This window comes from Pseudomonas sp. EA_65y_Pfl1_P113 (assembly GCF_963970525.1).
GTDB lineage: Bacteria > Pseudomonadota > Gammaproteobacteria > Pseudomonadales > Pseudomonadaceae > Aquipseudomonas > Aquipseudomonas tritici.
Window position 1 is genome coordinate 1 of record NZ_CAXAQM010000009.1, and the last position, 17298, is coordinate 17298.

15 protein-coding genes are annotated in these 17298 nt (G+C 62.1%); 8 read left to right on the top strand and 7 right to left on the bottom strand.

All coding sequences use genetic code 11. The features are described 5' to 3' along the window. On the top strand, window positions 1–1265 hold a 1265-nt coding region (araG, locus tag AACY52_RS10735), incomplete at its 5' end, for an L-arabinose ABC transporter ATP-binding protein AraG (protein ID WP_339560477.1). Window positions 1266–1274: 9 nt separating this feature from the next. Next, window positions 1275–2243, top strand: coding sequence for an L-arabinose ABC transporter permease AraH (gene araH, locus AACY52_RS10740; RefSeq protein WP_339419704.1), 969 nt, complete (start codon window positions 1275–1277; stop codon window positions 2241–2243). Between the two features lie 116 nt (window positions 2244–2359). On the opposite strand, the gene AACY52_RS10745 is transcribed toward araH, so the two are convergent. Continuing rightward, window positions 2360–3508: an aldose epimerase family protein gene (locus AACY52_RS10745; protein WP_339436503.1), complete on the bottom strand. Its 1149-nt coding sequence runs from the start codon at window positions 3506–3508 to the stop codon at window positions 2360–2362. 136 nt (window positions 3509–3644) lie between these two features. Here AACY52_RS10745 and AACY52_RS10750 point away from each other — a divergent pair, with 136 nt between their 5' ends. Next, complete coding sequence (locus AACY52_RS10750) at window positions 3645–4412, top strand: SDR family oxidoreductase (protein ID WP_339419706.1); 768 nt, start codon at window positions 3645–3647, stop codon at window positions 4410–4412. Between the two features lie 140 nt (window positions 4413–4552). Here AACY52_RS10750 and AACY52_RS10755 read toward each other — a convergent pair whose 3' ends face one another. Both AACY52_RS10755 and AACY52_RS10760 read right to left on the bottom strand, forming a co-directional pair. Next, window positions 4553–5149, bottom strand: coding sequence for a glutathione S-transferase family protein (locus AACY52_RS10755; protein ID WP_339419707.1), 597 nt, complete (start codon window positions 5147–5149; stop codon window positions 4553–4555). A gap of 80 nt (window positions 5150–5229) precedes the next feature. Further along, complete coding sequence (locus AACY52_RS10760) at window positions 5230–6228, bottom strand: AraC family transcriptional regulator (protein WP_339428131.1); 999 nt, start codon at window positions 6226–6228, stop codon at window positions 5230–5232. A 65-nt stretch (window positions 6229–6293) separates the two neighbouring features. Here AACY52_RS10760 and AACY52_RS10765 point away from each other — a divergent pair, with 65 nt between their 5' ends. Both AACY52_RS10765 and yghU read left to right on the top strand, forming a co-directional pair. Then, window positions 6294–7517 (top strand): MFS transporter, encoded by a 1224-nt coding sequence (locus AACY52_RS10765; protein WP_339495018.1) that lies wholly within the window; start codon window positions 6294–6296, stop codon window positions 7515–7517. A 103-nt stretch (window positions 7518–7620) separates the two neighbouring features. After that, entirely contained in the window at window positions 7621–8454 is an 834-nt protein-coding gene (gene yghU, locus AACY52_RS10770; protein WP_339428127.1) for a glutathione-dependent disulfide-bond oxidoreductase, read from the top strand. Between the two features lie 114 nt (window positions 8455–8568). On the opposite strand, the gene AACY52_RS10775 is transcribed toward yghU, so the two are convergent. From AACY52_RS10775 to AACY52_RS10785, 3 genes are read right to left on the bottom strand one after another with little or no spacing between them, the layout of a single operon-like run. After that, a complete protein-coding gene (locus AACY52_RS10775; protein ID WP_339419710.1) occupies window positions 8569–9495 on the bottom strand; it encodes a sugar ABC transporter substrate-binding protein in 927 nt (308 codons plus the stop codon). Window positions 9496–9514: 19 nt separating this feature from the next. Beyond that, a complete protein-coding gene (locus tag AACY52_RS10780) occupies window positions 9515–10294 on the bottom strand; it encodes a TIM barrel protein (protein WP_339419711.1) in 780 nt (259 codons plus the stop codon). After that, entirely contained in the window at window positions 10291–11310 is a 1020-nt protein-coding gene (locus AACY52_RS10785; RefSeq protein WP_339419712.1) for a Gfo/Idh/MocA family oxidoreductase, read from the bottom strand. Before AACY52_RS10785 ends, AACY52_RS10780 begins: the two co-directional genes overlap by 4 nt. 184 nt (window positions 11311–11494) lie before the next feature. Here AACY52_RS10785 and AACY52_RS10790 point away from each other — a divergent pair, with 184 nt between their 5' ends. Further along, window positions 11495–13456 (top strand): sigma-54 interaction domain-containing protein, encoded by a 1962-nt coding sequence (locus AACY52_RS10790; RefSeq protein WP_370468018.1) that lies wholly within the window; start codon window positions 11495–11497, stop codon window positions 13454–13456. A gap of 13 nt (window positions 13457–13469) precedes the next feature. Here AACY52_RS10790 and rtcR read toward each other — a convergent pair whose 3' ends face one another. Beyond that, window positions 13470–15050 carry an RNA repair transcriptional activator RtcR gene (rtcR, locus tag AACY52_RS10795; RefSeq protein ID WP_339419715.1) on the bottom strand — a complete coding sequence of 527 codons (1581 nt, stop codon included), beginning with the start codon at window positions 15048–15050 and terminating at the stop codon, window positions 13470–13472. Window positions 15051–15263: 213 nt separating this feature from the next. Here rtcR and AACY52_RS10800 point away from each other — a divergent pair, with 213 nt between their 5' ends. After that, window positions 15264–16490, top strand: a complete 1227-nt coding sequence (locus AACY52_RS10800) for an RtcB family protein (protein WP_339428122.1) — start codon at window positions 15264–15266, stop codon at window positions 16488–16490. Between the two features lie 14 nt (window positions 16491–16504). Then, window positions 16505–17293 carry a nucleotidyltransferase domain-containing protein gene (locus tag AACY52_RS10805; protein WP_339419717.1) on the top strand — a complete coding sequence of 263 codons (789 nt, stop codon included), beginning with the start codon at window positions 16505–16507 and terminating at the stop codon, window positions 17291–17293. Window positions 17294–17298: the final 5 nt, after the last annotated feature.

Here is a 17298-nt window from a genome sequence, read left to right on the forward strand (position 1 = left end):
GCGGCGTGGCGGTGATCCACCAGGAGCTGCATCTGGTGCCGGAAATGACCGTGGCCGAGAACCTGTTCCTCGGGCATTTGCCGTCGCGTTTTGGGGTGGTCAATCGGGCGCTGCTGCGCAAGCAGGCCTTGGCTTGCCTCAAGGGCCTGGCGGATGAAATCGACCCGGATGAGAAGCTCGGCCGCCTGTCCCTGGGCCAACGCCAACTGGTGGAAATCGCCAAGGCGTTGTCCCGTGGTGCGCATGTGATCGCGTTTGATGAACCCACCAGCAGCCTGTCGGCGCGGGAGATCGACCGCTTGATGGCGATCATCACGCGCCTGCGCGATGAGGGCAAAGTGGTGCTCTACGTGTCGCACCGCATGGAGGAAGTGTTCCGCATCTGCAACGCGGTCACGGTGTTCAAGGATGGCCGCTACGTGCGCACCTTCGAGGACATGAGCGCGCTGACCCATGACCAGTTGGTGACCTGCATGGTCGGGCGCGATATCCAGGACATTTACGACTACCGCCCACGTGAGCACGGCGAGGTCGCGCTCAAGGTCGATGGCCTGCTCGGCCCCGGCCTGCGTGAGCCGATCAGTTTCAACGTGCGCAAGGGCGAGATTCTCGGCTTGTTCGGGTTGGTGGGGGCTGGGCGTACCGAGTTGTTCCGCCTGCTCAGCGGATTAACGCGTACGACCGCAGGGCAGCTGGAACTGTGCGGCGAAAAACTGCAACTGCGCTCACCGCGCGATGCCATCGCCGCGGGCGTGCTGCTGTGCCCGGAAGACCGCAAGAAGGAAGGCATCATTCCGCTGTCCAGCGTCGCCGAGAACATCAATATCAGCGCACGCGGCACTCACTCCCGGTTCGGCTGGCTGTTGCGCGAGGGGTGGGAGAAGGGCAACGCCGACCAGCAAATCAAGGCGATGAAGGTCAAAACGCCCAACGCGGCGCAGAAAATCATGTACCTGTCCGGCGGCAATCAGCAGAAGGCCATTCTTGGCCGCTGGCTGTCGATGCCGATGAAAGTCCTGCTGCTGGACGAGCCGACCCGTGGCATCGATATCGGCGCCAAGGCCGAGATCTACCAGATCATCCATAACCTCGCCGCCCAAGGCATTGCAGTCATTGTGGTCTCCAGCGACCTGATGGAAGTGATGGGCATCTCCGACCGCATCCTGGTGCTGTGCGAAGGCGCACTGCGGGGTGAGCAAACCCGCGAGCACGCGACTGAATCCAACCTGCTGCAACTGGCTTTGCCGCGCAGCCTGGCGAACTGAGAGACGACTATGACAACCCAAGACAACGCGTTGCCCTCGGCACGCAAACCCCTGGACATGCGCGCACTGCTCGACAACTGGGCGATGCTGCTGGCCGCGGTGGGCATCTTCCTGCTGTGCGCCTTGCTCATCGACAACTTCCTCTCGCCGCTGAACATGCGCGGTCTGGGCCTGGCGATTTCCACGGTGGGCATCGCCGCCTGCACCATGTTGTTTTGCCTGGCGTCGGGGCACTTCGACTTGTCGGTGGGCTCGGTAATTGCCTGCGCCGGGGTGGTGGCGGCGATTGTGATGCGCGACACCGACAGCGTCATGCTCGGTATCGGCGCCGCCTTGCTGATGGGCCTGGTTGTGGGGCTGATCAATGGCATCGTGATTGCCAAGCTGCGGGTCAATGCGCTGATTACCACGCTGGCGACCATGCAGATCGTGCGCGGGCTGGCGTATATCTTCGCCAACGGCAAGGCGGTGGGGGTGTCCGAGGAGCAGTTCTTTATCTTCGGTAACGGCCAACTGCTGGGCGTGCCGGTGCCGATCCTGATTACCATCCTGTGCTTCGTGTTTTTCGGCTGGCTGCTCAATTACACCACTTATGGGCGCAACACCTTGGCCATCGGCGGCAACCCGGAAGCGGCGTTGCTGGCGGGTGTAAACGTTGATCGCACCAAGATCCTGATATTTGCCGTGCACGGTGTGATCGGCGCCCTGGCCGGGGTGATCCTGGCCTCGCGCATGACCTCCGGCCAGCCGATGATCGGCCAGGGTTTTGAGCTGACGGTGATCTCGGCGTGTGTGTTGGGCGGGGTGTCGTTGAGTGGTGGTGTTGGCATGATTCGCCATGTGATTGCCGGCGTGTTGATTTTGGCGATCATTGAGAACGCGATGAACCTGAAGAACATCGACACGTTTTATCAGTACGTGATTCGCGGCTCGATCCTGCTGCTGGCGGTGGTCATCGACCGCATGAAACAACGCTGAACCCTTGCCATGTGAAGATCTAAATGTGGGAGCTGGCTTGCCTGCGATAGCGGTGGGTCAGTCCAGGATTTATCGGCTGGCTTACCGCTATCGCAGGCAAGCCAGCTCCCACAGTTTTAATCGGCGGAGAACTTGAAGATAGTGTTCTGGGTGTAAGTCTGCCCTGGGTTCAAACGGGTAGACGCAAACTTCGGCTGATTAGGCGCATCCGGAAAATGCTGGGTCTCCAACGTGAAACCGCTCCAGTGCAGATACGTCTTCCCCGCTTTGCCCTTCACCGAACCATCGAGGAAGTTGCTGGTATAGAACTGCACACCGGGCTCTGTGGTGTAGAGCTGCAACCGCCGCCCCGACTCAGGATCATGCACTTGGGCAGCCAACTGTTTCACGTCACCCTTGGTATCGAGTGCCCAGTTGAAGTCAAACCCGCCCTGTTTCGGCTCGGCGAACTTGAGCTGCGGGTGATCGTCCTTGATGTGCTGGCCGATCGGCGTCGGTTTCAGGAAGTCCATCGGCGTGCCTTTCACCGACGCGATTTCGCCGGTTGGAATCAAGGTGGCGTTCACCGGCGTGTAATGGCTGGCGTGCAGGGTCGCCACCTGCTTGAGAATGTCACCATTCCCCGCACCGGCGAGGTTGAAGTAGCTGTGGTTGGTAAGGTTGAGCACCGTGGGTTTATCGGTGGTGGCCTTGTAGTCGATGTGCAGTTCGTTTTTCTCGTTGAGGCTGTAGGTGACCTCGGTTTTCAGGTTGCCGGGAAAGCCCATTTCACCGTCCTTGGACAGGTAGGTGAGGGTCACGCCGACCGAGTCCTTGCCCTTGACCTGTGCGGCCTTCCACACCTGTTTGTCGAAGCCCTGGGCGCCGCCATGCAGTGAGTTGGGACCATCGTTGAGCGGCACCTGGAAGCGCTTGCCGTCGAGCTCAAAGGCACCGCCGGCCAAGCGGTTGCCGAAGCGCCCGATGGTCGCGCCGAAAAACGCCGTGCCGGCCTGGTAGCCTTGCACGTCGTCAAAGCCCAGCACCACGTCGTCGACCTTGCCGTTTTTGTCCGGCACTTTCAGCGACTGCAACACGCCGCCGTAGGTGATCACCGTGGCTTGCATGCCATGGCTGTTGCGCAAGATGTACTGCTCGACGGCGGTGCCGTCGTTGGTTTTACCGAAAGGCTTGTGTTCACTGGAGAGGCCTGCGGCGTGAGCCCCGCCACTGGCGATTAATACGGACATGGCGAGACCTGACAGCAGATAACGAGGGGGCTTCATGGTCGAACTTCCTTTTGTTGTTTTGAGTGGAATAGTTCTACTAATAGCGATATTTTGTCTTTATGACAGCGAATTTATAGCCTTAAAAGCCGTTTTTGCAAAATAAAATAAGACTAATTGAGCGAGGCAAGATGTTATGAGTACTCAACACGCCGTGTATCCCGACCTTGAAGGCAAAACCGTCCTGATCTCCGGAGGTGCCTCAGGGATCGGCGAATTCATGGTGCGGGCCTTCGCCGCCCAGGGCGCCAAGGTGGGCTTTGTCGACCGCGCGCAAAGCCAGGGCGAACGCCTCGCGGCGCTGCTCAGTTCCCGCGGGCACACTGTGGAGTTCGTGAACTGCGACATCACCGACGAGATTGCCTACAAAGCCGCCATCGCTCGTTTCGAACACTCTCTGGGGCCGATCACCGTGCTGGTAAACAACGCCGCCAATGACGTGCGTCACACCCTGGAAGAAATCGACTCGGAAATGTTCGACAGGCTGATCTCCGTCAACCTCAAACACGCTTTCTTCGCCGCCAAGGCCGTGGTGCCCATGATGAAAAGCGCCGGTAGCGGCTCGATCATCAACCTCGGCTCGGTCGGCTGGATGATGGCGTCCGCCGGCTACCCGGTGTACGCCGCCAGCAAAGCCGCCGCCCACGGCATGACCCGCGCGCTGGCTCGCGAACTGGGGCCGAGTCGCATCCGCGTGAACACGCTGGTGCCGGGTTGGGTGATGACAGAGAAGCAACTGGCGATGTGGGTCGACGATGCCGCCAGGGAACTGATCAGCCGCAGCCAGTGTTTGCCGGGCAGTGTGCTGCCGGAACACATCGCCAATATGGCGTTGTTTCTTGCTTCCGATGCGTCGGCGATGTGTTCGGCGCAGAATTTTATTGTGGATGGCGGCTGGGTTTAGGCAGGGCTAGCTAACTTCATAACGACGCAGGCCAAAGGTGGCAGCGGGCTTGCTCGCGAAAGCTGTGTGTCAGTCACCGGATTATTTGACTGATCCACCGCATTCGCGAGCAAGCCCGCACCCCCTTGAGACGATGGTGTTTATTCGATCGGGTACTGCTTGAAAGCCGGGTGCTGCTCCAGGCGCTCGGCGTGGCGCTTCACGTTGGGAAACGTATCCGCCTTGACCACCGACGCCACGGTTAACTGGCTGAACGACCAGGCCACCGCCGCTGTAATCGAAGCCTGAGTCAGCGCCTCGCTGTCGGCCAGTTGCTTGTCGAGCAGCGAATAAGCCGCCAGCAATTGGCCGGTGACACGCTCCAGCCACGGCGCATGCAGTTTCTCGGCCGGGCGCAGCTTGTGCTCATACACGATCTGCACGCTCTTCTCACAGGCCGCCAGCGCCAGCCCAAGCACATGCAAGTCATGGGCGCGCGCGGCGGGCTGCGGGGGCAGCAGCTTTTTGTCAGCCGGGGCGAGGGTTTCCAGGTAGTCCAGGATCAGGCTGGAATCCATTAGCGCCGTGCCATCGTCCAGCACCAGGGTCGGGGCCTTGACCACCGGGTTGATCTGCGCGAATTCGTTGAAGGTGCGAAACACCGACAGCGGTTCATGCACGAAATCCACGCCGTACAGCTCCAGGGAGATCGCCACGCGGCGTACGTAAGGCGAGTCCAGCATGCCGATCAGTTTCATGAAACCTCCATTGCTTGCTACGTGGTGAGCTCAAGAGAGTAAGGGCGCGGGATCAGCCTGCGCAATGGCTTGGCGCTGTTTCATGCCGGGCTCCTGGAGCCCTGGCGGCTGGCTCCAGGTGGCTGGCCGGTGATGCGCTTGAATGCGCGACTGAACGCCGCCTGGGAGGTATAGCCCAGGCGCAGCGCCACTTCTTCGATGGGCAAGCGCTCCAGCGTCAACCATTGGCTGGCCAGGCGCATGCGCAATTGCGTCACGTAGCGCAGCGGCGGAAGACCCAGGGTGGCTTGGAAGCGTTCGGCGAACACCGAACGGGAGGTATGACTGTGCGCGGCCAACTCGGCCACGCTCCAATCGCGGCCTGGTTGCTGATGCAGGGCAAGCAGGGCCCCGGCCAGCCGTGCGTCGCGCAACGCTGCCACCAGCCCCGATGCATTGCCGCAGGCGCATTCCACCCAACCCCGCACGATCATGGCGGCCACCACATCGGCCAGGCGCGCGAGGATGCCCGAGTAGCCGACGCGAGCACTGGCGACTTCGCGCTCCATCACCGCCAGGATCGGCATCAGGCCGGGGTAGCGCTGGCCCTTGGTATCGATCAGCATCAAGGCCGGCATCAGGCTGCCGAGCCCCTGGATACTGCCGATTTCGAACTCCATGCAGGCGCTGAACAGCAACGTATTGGGGGGCGTGTCGGGCGATGCATCCACGGCGCAGACGGTATCGCCCAGCGGGGTGGCGTCAAATCGGCTGATGTCCTGCACAGCGACATCCGCCGTGGACAACAGCGCATGTGCGCCGCCGTGGGAGATGAACACGGCATTGCCCGCCGACAATTCAAACAGGCTGCCGTCGTCGGTGCGCAGGGTGGCCACACCTGCGGCGAGGAAATGGAAGTAGGCGTGACCGGGTTTGGCGTCGAAGCCCATGCCGAAGCGGGGTCCGGCCTGAATGCGCTGGTACTGCACCCCGCGCAGGCGCATGCCGCGCAGCAGTTCATCGATAAGGTCGGACGACAGATTGAACGGGGCCGGTGCAGTCATGTTCGGGGTTTCGGTCAAAAACTCAAGGGTTTGCATCATAGATCATCCGGGTTGGCGAACCTAGACTGGCGGTCGCGCTAATTTCCTGAGGATGTCGTGTGATGAATGATTGTGTAGCTCAAGCCTCTATCCGTTCCAAGGCGGAGCCCGCTACCCCGGCCTGGATGGCGGTGTTTTCCCTGGCCATGGGGGTATTCGGGTTGTTGACGGCAGAATACCTGCCGGCCAGCCTGCTGACGCCGATGGCGATGGACCTTGGGGTGTCGGAGGCCCTGGCTGGTCAGGCTGTAACCGTGACGGCAGTGGTGGCGTTGTTCGCTGGCTTGCTGGTGCCCGGCCTGACGCGCGGGATCGACCGGCGCGTGGTGCTGCTGGGGTTTTCCATGCTGATGATCGCGTCCAACGTGTTGGTGGCGCTGTCTTCGAGCCTGGCGGTGCTGCTGTTGATGCGCATCCTGCTGGGCGTCGCCCTGGGTGGTTTCTGGAGTATGGCGGCAGCGGTGGCGATGCGCCTGGTGCCGGCGGCGTTGCTGCCCCGTGCGCTGTCGATCATCTTCAGTGGCATTGCGGTGGGCACGGTGGTTGCCGTGCCGCTGGGCAGCTACCTCGGCGATGTGTATGGCTGGCGCAGTGCGTTTGTGGCTGCGGCCGCCGTTGGCGTGGTGACGTTGGCGTTCCAGCTGCTCACGCTGCCACGCCTGGCTCCCACTGGCAGTGCACGGCTGCGCACGGTATTGGATGTGCTGCTGCGCCCTGGCATCGCCATCGGCATGTTTGCCTGCGTATTGGTACACACCGCGCACTTCGCGCTGTTCACCTACATTCGGCCATTCCTGGAAAGCACCACGGGCGTGCAGACTCAAGGGCTGGCCTTGATGCTGCTGGGGTTCGGCGCCGCAAACTTCATCGGCACGCTGCTGGCCGGTTGGCTGCTGGTGCGCTATCCACGGGGCACATTGGTGTTGATGCCGGTACTGGTCGGCGTTGCGGCGCTCGCCCTGGTGCTGTTGCCTGCCTCTCTGCCAGGCCAGGCGCTGCTGCTGGCGCTGTGGGGCATGGCCTTTGGCGGGGTGCCCGTGGCGTGGTCGAACTGGGTGGCTCGCGCCGTGCCGGATCAAGCTGAAAGTGCGGGTGGCATGGTCGTGGCTTCGGTGCAGTCAGCCATCGCGGCGGGGGCGGCCGGTGGGGGCGCGATGTTCAGTGTCAGTGGCATTGGCGGTGTGTTTCTCGGCGCCGGGGTACTGATGTTGTTGGCAGCCTTGTTGATTGCGCTACGGGTACACGTGCCGCGCAATGGCGCCGCTGGCGTACCGCTGCATCTTTGAACCGGCCTTGCGGATGGGCCGGCATTCACTGTGTGACGCTCCAGCAACGTTTGGTTTAGTCTGGAGCACTACGTCGATCGAAAACGCCTCTGGAGCAGTCAGCATGACCGAGTACGTACCCCCGAAAGTGTGGACCTGGGACACCGAAAGCGGCGGCACTTTCGCCAGCATCAACCGACCGATTGCCGGGGCAACCCACGACAAGGCGCTGCCGGTGGGAGGGCACCCGCTGCAGCTGTATTCCCTGGCCACGCCCAATGGGCAGAAGGTCACCCTCTTGCTGGAAGAGCTGCTGGCCCTGGGGCACAGCGGGGCGGAATACGATGCCTGGCTGATCAAGATCGGCGACGGCGACCAGTTCGGCAGCGGCTTTGTCGGGGTCAATCCCAACTCCAAGATCCCGGCATTACTGGACCGTAGCGGCGCCACGCCGATTCGTGTGTTTGAGTCGGGCGCGATTTTGCAGTACCTGGCGGAAAAGTTCGGCGCATTCTTCCCGACTGAGCCTGCGGCGCGTGCGGAATGCTTGTCGTGGTTGTTCTGGCAGATGGGCAGCGCACCTTACCTGGGCGGTGGTTTCGGGCATTTCTATGCGTATGCGCCGAGCAAGATGGAGTATGCGATCAATCGGTTTGCCATGGAGACCAAGCGTCAGCTGGATGTATTGGATCAGCGCCTGGCGGTGAGTGAATACATTGCCGGGGATGAGTACACCATCGCCGATATCGCGATCTGGCCTTGGTATGGCGGGTTGGTAAAAGGCCGTTTGTATGGCGCGGCGGAGTTTTTGGCGGTGCATGAGTACACGCATGTGTTGCGCTGGGCGGATGCGATTGAAGCGCGGCCGGCGGTGCAGCGGGGGCGTAGGGTGAATCGGGTATCCGGCGAGCCTGCGGAGCAGTTGGCCGAGCGCCATTCTGCAAGCGACCTGGATTAAACCTGTGGGAGCGGGCTTGCTCGCGAATGCGGTGTGTCAGTCAACAGATTCATTGGCTGATCCACCGCATTCGCGAGCAAGCCCGCTCCCACATTTGGATTTGTGTACCCAAGTTTATTTGTAGCGCTGCTCAAACACCGCCACCTGTTCCGGCTTGATCAGCTCAAACGGCACCCACACTTCCGATTCAATCGGCTCGCCCTTGATCATCCGGATCGCCGCCTGCACCGCTTGGGTTGCCTGGGCTTTCGGGTCCTGAAACACCGACGCCGTCAGCAAGCCACGCTTGATCGCCGCCAAGCCATCTGGCAAGCCGTCGATGCCGATAATCGCCACTTCACCCTTGGCTTTGCCGGCTTGCTGCAACGCCATGGCTGCGCCAATCGCCATTTCATCGTTGTTGGCGACGATCGCATCGAACTGCGTGCCCGCCAGCAACCAGTTGCTGGTCAAGTCCATGCCTTTGCTGCGTTGCCATTCGGCGCTTTGCTGCTCCACCACCTTGATGCCGGGAAAGTCCTTGAGCACCTGTTTGGCGCCCTCGGTGCGGTCATGGGTGGCGTTTTGCGCAAGGTCACCCATGATGATCGCCACGTTGCCCTTGCCGCCAAGTTTTTCCGCGAGGTAGCGCATCTGCAATTGCCCGGCCTCGATGTCGTTGGAGGCCACGGTGACGACGCCCTTGGGCAGCGTGCGTTCATCCGGGTGGCGGTTGACGTACACCAGTGGCGTCTTCGCGGCGGTGGCTGCGCGGGTGATGTTGGCGGTGGCGGCGGTATCCACCGGCAGCACGATCACCGCGTCGACTTTCTGGTTGAGGAAGCCTTCGACCTGGTTGAGTTGGCGCACCACGTCGCCCTGGGCGTCTTCGAACTGGATCTGCACATCCTGCTGTTTGGCGGCAGCTTCCAGGCCGGTGCGTACGTAGGTCATGAAGTTGTCGTCGACCCGCGCGATGCTCACGCCGATGCGGTAAGCGGCGAACGTCCATTGGCTGAACAGCAGTAACAGCGTGGCAACGAACAACGAATAGCGGTTCATAAGGGTGATCCTTTTATTGTTATAGGGTGAATGCTTGGCGGAAACGCGCCAGGGCCAGTTCGCTGTCTCCGCTGGCCCAGCCTTCCAGTCCGACCACGCCGCTGTAGCCCATGGCGTGCAACGCCCTGGCAATGGCCGGGTAGTGGATTTCTCCCGTGCCGGGTTCCTGGCGGCCCGGCACGTCGGCGACCTGGATTTCACCGATGGCGCTACCGGCGCGCTGGATCAATTCGATCAGGTTTCCTTCGCCGATCTGCGCGTGGTACAGGTCCAGGTTCATCTTCAGGTGTGGGCTGCCCACGGCTTCGATCAGTGCCAGGGTGTCGTCGGCGCGAGCGAAGGGGGTGCCGGGGTGATCGACGTCGGTGTTGAGGTTTTCCAGCAGGAACACGCGGCCGGCGTCTTCGCCCAGGCGGGCGATTTTTTCCAGGGTCTTGCAGGCGCTCAGCCACATGCGGCCGGTGGTCCGGGACACCGGTTGCACGGGCAGGCCGCCGTCACCCAGGCCGGTGCCGTGCAGGTTGAGGCTGGGGCAGTTCAATTGCTCGGCTACCCTCAAGGATTCGCGGGCGCTGTCGAGCAAGTGGCGGATGCCGTCGGGGTCGGTGAGGGTGCCGGTGATGTAGCCGGTCATCGAGGTGAAATCGGCACCGGTCGCGGCCAGGGCATTGATGTCCTTGTCGGTCCAGTTCCAGATCTCGGCGCTGAACCCCAGCGCGTGAATACGCTGTACGCGCTCGATAAAGGGCAGGTCGAGAAACACCATCTCGGCACTGACCGCCAGTGTGAACGGGATCATCGCTGGGCTCCCTGCACGGCGACGGCCTTGCCCGTTTCGAACGACTCGATGCAGGCGCGGGCAATTGCCAGTGCCGCGCGCGCATCTTCGCCGCTGGCCAGGGGCTTGGCGCCGCTGCGCAGGCAGTCGACGAAGTGGTTGAGTTCGGCGATGTAGGCGTCGCGCAGCAGGTCGGTGTCCAGGCGCAGAGTGTCGGCCTGGATGCCTTGGGCCAGGTAGCGCACCAGGTCGGACTCAGTGACGCTGCCCATGGTCAGCATGCCTGCGCTGCCGAACACTTCGCCGCGCACATCGTAGCCATACACGGCCTGGAAGTTGGCTTCTGCGGTGGCAATTGCCCCATTGTCGAAGCGCACTGTGACCACGGCGGTGTCGAGAAAACCTTTGCTTTTGTATTCCGGAGCGATCAGCGCGTCGGCCATTACGTACACCTGTACCGCTTCGGCGCCGGGGTTGAGGTAGCGCAGGGTGTCGAAGTCGTGGATCAGGGTTTCCAGGAAAATCACCCATTGCGGTGAAGCGGCCGGGTTGTTCAATGCCGGGTCGCGGGTCAGCGATCGCAACAGTTGCGGCGTGCCGATACGGCCGGCGACGACGTCGAGGTGGGCAGTACGGAAGCTCTTGGCGAAACGCCGGTTGAAGCCGACCTGCAACGGCACGCGCGCATCGGCTGCGGCGGCGATGGCGCGGTCGGCCTCGTCCAGGGTGATGGCCATCGGTTTTTCGCAGAAGATGCCTTTGCCGGCGCGCGCGGCGTTGATCACCAGTTCGGCGTGGCTGCGTGCGGGGGCGGCGATGAGTACGCCGTCGATATCCGGGTCGTCGAGCAGTTGTTGGGGGTCGGTGTAGACCTTGGCTACCCCGAGCTCAGCGGCGAGGCGGGCGGCTTGGCCGGGAGTGGGGTCGGCAATGGCTGTGAGGCTGGCCCCTGGGATGTGTCGCGCAGCCGTGAGGCCGTGGAAGCTGCCCATGCGACCAGCGCCGATCAAGCCCAGGCGGATGTTCTGTGTACTCATGAAATAACCCCTTTTTATTATTGGCCTCAGGACAGTCCTGATGGGCAAAGAGGTAGGAGCAAGGGCTGTGCCAATTCATAACATGCTGATATTTATGGATTTATAAATACATATAAACAAAAAGTGTTCATTTTGATGACATGTCTATACTGACATGTCAAAAACATGAACACGGATGCCCCCGATGACCATGATGTTCAGCGTGCAAGACCTCGACTACCTGACTGCCTTGGGGCCTGTCGCGCTGAATGACGGACCTGTCGCCGCGCTCGAGCAGGCGTGGCGGGAGTGCCTGGCCGGCCGGGTCGAGCGCCCAGGCGAGGTCCGGCAAGTCATCTGGGATTCCTGGCGGCGAAGCGTCGAGGCCGGTATCGATCCCGATGACAGCGGGTATCGCTTCGTGGAGCCCCGCGACCTTGATGCCACCCTGGCAACTCACCGCGTGTTGATCGCTGCCGCTGCGCAAGTCATGCACGGCTTGCTGGCCTACAACCCGCGCGGCCATATCAACCTCACTGATGCCGACGGCACCACCCTGTATTTCTGCGGGTTGGACATCACCCCGGTGGGCAGCCGCCTGCTGGAATCCGTGCAAGGCACTAACTGCACCGGGCTGGCCCTGGCCGAAGATCGCCTGGTGTATGTACTGGCCGAGGAAAATTTTGGTAGTGGCCTGCGCCAGCGTCGCATGCACTGCGCCGCCGCGCCGATCAAGAATGCCCAGGGTGAAACCCTGGCGATGCTGACACTCACCGCCGAGCCCGGCTGGTTTCACTTTCATACCCTCGGCACCGTGCAGGCGGCGGCCGAAGCCGTATCACGGCAGATGGCCCTGCAAGGCCTGCTGGAAGAACAGCAAACCGTCCTCGAAGTGCTCAACGAAGGCCTGGTGGTGCTGGACGAGCGCGGCTGCATCAAGGCGCTCAACCGCTATGCCCGGCAATTGTTCCGGGTGGGGCTGGAGCTGATCGGTCGCCCGTTCCAGCACCTGGGCCGCAGTGAGTTGGGTGATGCGACGGGGGAGCCTGTGCGCGACCTGGATTGCACCTTTCACCTGCACGACCGCAGCCAGCTCGCTTGCCTGGTTTCAGTGTGCCCGCTGGAGCAGGGCGGGGTGATCGTATCGGTGCGCGAGAACCGCCGTATCCGCGAAATTACCCGGCGCATTATCGGCACCCAGGCTCGCTATACCTTTGAAACCATCCAGGGCAACTCGCGCGCTATCCAGGACGCGCTGCACCTGGGCCGCATCGCCAGCCGCAGTGAGTCCACCACCTTGATCCTCGGCGAAAGCGGCACCGGCAAAGAGCTGTTTGCCCAGGCGATCCACAACGGCAGCGACCGCTGCAATGGCCCCTTTGTGGCGGTCAACTGCGGCGCCATCCCGCGAGACCTGGTGCAAAGCGAACTGTTCGGGCATGTCGAAGGCGCCTTCACCGGCTCGGCCCGTGGCGGCTCGGCGGGCAAGTTCGAGTTGGCCGATGGCGGCACCATCTTCCTGGATGAAATTGGCGACATGTCCTTCGATGCCCAGGTCAGCCTGTTGCGGGTGTTGCAGGAAGGTGAAATCACCCGCGTGGGGGCGAAGAATTCGCGGCAAGTGGATGTGCGCATCATCGCCGCGACCCACCGCAACCTCAGCCAGGCGGTGGCCGAGGGCGCGTTTCGCGAAGACCTCTACTACCGCCTTAACGTGTTGAGCCTGACCGTGCCGCCACTGCGCATGCGCCGCGACGATATACCGCTGCTGGCGCGGCACTTTCTTGCCCGCTGCGCGCGTTCACTGCGTAAATCGGTGCAGGGTTTTTCCCCGGACGCCATGGCGCAGCTCTCGGCCTACGGCTGGCCGGGTAATGTGCGGGAGTTGGAAAACAGCATTGAACGGGCAACCAACCTGGCGACGGGTGAACTGATCCAGCCTGTCGACTTGCCCCTGGAAAGCAAGCCGCGCGCAACGGTGCGCACTGACGACGTGCAACCGACCCAGGACCTGAGCAGCCATGAAATGCACGCCATCGTCGCCGCGCTCGAAAGCACCCGCGGCAACATCCGCCTGGCCGCCCGGCAGCTAAACGTGTCGCGGGGCGGGCTGTATAACAAGATGAGCCGGTTCGGCCTGAATGCCACGGATTTTCGTGGCAACTGACCGCCTCGCAGGGCTAGGGCTTCAACTGCTTCCAGTCAATCGCAAAGCGCGCCAGGTATTTACGCAGGCGATCCGCATCATTGGGCTGGGCCTTGGCCTGGCGTGATACACCGAACAAGCGGCGGCCGGCGTCGGACAGGCTGTCGGATTGCAGGCACACCTCGATGACGGCCTTGAGTTGCAACTGGTCGAACAGGTCCAGGTCGGCGGGCAGCAGGGTGTGCGGCTCGGACAGCCCCCAGGCGTAGCGCAGGCGTTGGATTTCTTCTTCGGCCTGGGCCTCATCGATACGTCCGCTGTCGGCCAGGGTCGCCATGCGCGTGATCGACGCAGACAGCTCGCGAAAGTTACCCAGCCACGCCGCTTCGCTGGAACAGGCGAACGCCAGGTAGCGGCGGCGCGCTTCGAGGTTGAAGCGCACGCGGCGGCCTTGCTCGCGGGCGTGGCGCTCCAGCTCGAAATCGATATTGGGCTCGATGTCTTCGCGCCTGCCCGCCAAGCCCGGCAGATCAAAGGTCCACAAGTTGATGCGCGCGTACAGGTCTTCGCGGAACAGCCCTTCGGCCACGCGCCCGCGCAGGTCGCGATGGGTGCCGGCGATGATCAGGAAGTCGCTGGCCACTTCGCGGTCGGCGCCCATGGGGTAGAAGCGCTTTTCTTCGATGGCTTTAAGCAGCATCGCTTGTTCATCAGGGCCCAGTTCGCCGATTTCATCAAGGAACAACATGCCGCCATCCGCCGCGCGCAGCAGGCCGTCGCGGGCGTTTTGTGCGCCGGTGAAGGCGCCCTTGGTATGGCCGAACAACGCCGACATAGCACCATCGCCGCGCAGGGTGGCGCAGTTGACTTCCACGAAGCGCCCTTGCACTTGATGGCGGCTGCGCTTGAGTTCGTAGATGCGGCGGGCGAGGAACGACTTGCCCGCGCCCGTGGGGCCGATCAGCAGCATCGGCGCCGTGGAGCGCACGGCCACGCGTTCGATCTGCTCGATGGAGGCATTGAACGCGCTGTTGCGCGTGGCGATCCCCGACTTGAGAAACGCCAGGCCCTCCAGGCGCTGGTGGGCGAAGCGGGAGGCGATGCGGTCGTAGCGCGACAGGTCGAGATCGATCAGGGTGTGGGTGCCGGTGGCGGGTGCGGTGTCGTCGAGGCGGCGGCTGGGCGCGGTCTGGATCAGCCGCGCGGGCAGGTTGCGCGCCTCTGTCAGCAGGAACCAGCAAATCTGCGCCACGTGCGTGCCGGTCGTGATGTGGACCAGGTAGTCCTCGTGTTCGGTGTCGAAGCGGTAGTCGGTGGTGAAGTCGTGCAGCGCGCCGTAGACCTCTTCGAAATCCCAGGGGTTGTTCAGCGGCATGGGGTGCAGGCGCACCTCGGTGTGGGGCGAGATCTGCTGGACATCGGCGCGCACCCGCTCGGCGAGGCTGACGTCCCGGGCGTCGATGTCGTGGATCAGCTCCAGGCAATCAATCTGCAGGTTGTCCTGCTGGCACAGGCCGACGCTGGGGCGCCAGTGGTTCCAGCGGTTGGCGCCTTTGCCGACGCGATCCAGCTTGGAGCCGATAAACCCGATGGCGACGGTGCGCTTGTGTTTCATGGCTAGACCAAAATATAAGTAACGATATGTGAGGATATGAAGTTGACGATCAGCTTGTCATGGTTTTTTTGGGTGTGAGTTATCAATTATTAAAAATAACTATATAAAACAATTGGATAAGTATTTTTAGAGCGGCTTTTAAAAAACTGGCACGCCCGCTGCTATGCCTCTATCAACGCCGCAGCGCCGGCTTTCAAAAAAAGAATCGAGATCATGCAAGAGAAAACCTACCAACTGCTGGAAATCGCCGACGGCAAGCCGATCAAACTCTGGACCCAGGGCGTGCCCGTCGAACCCGAGGCCCGCCAGCAACTGATGAATACCGCCAAGATGCCGTTTATCTTCAAGCACCTTGCGGTGATGCCGGATGTGCACTTGGGCAAGGGGTCGACCATCGGCAGCGTGATCCCCACCGTGGGCGCAATCATCCCGGCAGCGGTGGGCGTGGATATTGGCTGCGGCATGATCGCCGCGCGTACCACGCTGACCGCCAGCGACTTGCCCGACAACCTCCATGGCCTGCGGTGCGCCATCGAGGCCGCCGTACCCCATGGCCGCACTCGCAGCCGTAAAGGCCGCGACAAAGGTGCATGGGAAGACGTGCCGGCCCAGGCCGATCAGGCATGGACGGCGTTGCACCCGCGCTTCAAGGCGATCACTGACAAGTACCCGCAACTGGAACGCAGTAACAACCGCCAGCACCTCGGCACCCTGGGCGGCGGCAACCACTTTGTCGAGGTGTGCCTGGATGAAGCCAACCGTGTCTGGTTCATGTTGCACAGCGGTTCGCGTGGCGTGGGTAACGCCATCGGCAACCTGTTTATCCAGTTGGCCCAGGCGGACATGCAGCAACACCTGGCGAATTTGCCGGACCGCGACCTGGCGTATTTCGAAGAGGGCAGCCAGCACTTCGATGACTACGTGGAAGCGGTGGGCTGGGCTCAGGATTTCGCCCGGCAGAACCGCGAGTTGATGATGCGCGCGGTGGTCCAGGCCACACGCCAGGTGATCAGCAAGCCATTTGAAGTGGCGCTGGAAGCGGTGAACTGTCATCACAACTACGTGCAGAAAGAGCGGCACTTTGGCGAAGATATTTTGGTGACGCGCAAGGGCGCGGTGTCGGCGAAGAAGGGCGAGCTGGGGATTATTCCGGGCTCCATGGGCGCCAAAAGCTTCATCGTGCGTGGACTGGGCAACGAAGAGTCGTTCTGCTCGTGCAGCCACGGCGCCGGCCGCACCATGAGCCGTACCAAGGCGAAGAACACCTTCACCCTGGCCGACCAGATCCGCGCGACGGCCCATGTGGAGTGCCGCAAGGACGCCGATGTGATCGATGAAATTCCGATGGCCTACAAGGACATCGACCAAGTCATGCACGCCCAGCGCGAGCTGGTGGAAGTGCTGCACACCTTGCGTCAAGTGGTGTGCGTCAAAGGATAAGAGGGGGAATAGAGATGGAAAGGGAAGAACGCCACCCATTGAGCGACGCCATGCGCGCGCGAGTGCTTCAGGAGCTGGAGCGCATAGAGCGTGAGCGCAATGTGACGGTACTGTATGCCTGCGAATCCGGCAGCCGGGCCTGGGGTTTTGCCTCCACCGACAGCGACTACGATGTGCGTTTTGTCTACGTGGAAAAACCTGACTGGTTCATGCAGGTGGATACGCCGCGCGACGTGATCGAACGCCCGTTGGATGACGAGTTGGATGTGAGCGGCTGGGAGTTGCGCAAGACCTTGGGCCTGCTGCGCAAATCCAACCCCACGCTGCTGGAATGGCTTGATTCGCCGCTGGTGTATCGCCAGGAGGCCGAGGCCACGGCGCAATTGCGTGCCCTGGCCGAGGCGTTCTACAGCCCGCCGGCGGCGCGCAATCATTACCTTTCGATGGCCAAGAAGAATTTTCGCGGCTATCTGCAAGGCGACACGGTGCGGTTCAAGAAGTACTTCTACGTGCTGCGGCCGTTGCTGGCAGTGCGTTGGATCGACCTGGGGCTGGGGCGGCCGCCGATGACCTTCGCCGATTTGTTGAGCACAGTGGATGACGCACAACTGCTTGATGAGGTCGCAACCCTGCTGGTGTTGAAACGCAATGCCGGGGAAGCGGCCTACGGGCCACGGCGCCCGGCGTTGCACGCCTACATACAGCGTGAACTGGAACGCGAAGTGCCGGTATTGCCACGCACTCATGAAGACGCCCAACAACTGGACCACTACCTGCGGGACACGGTCAAACGCTTTGCTTAAGGATA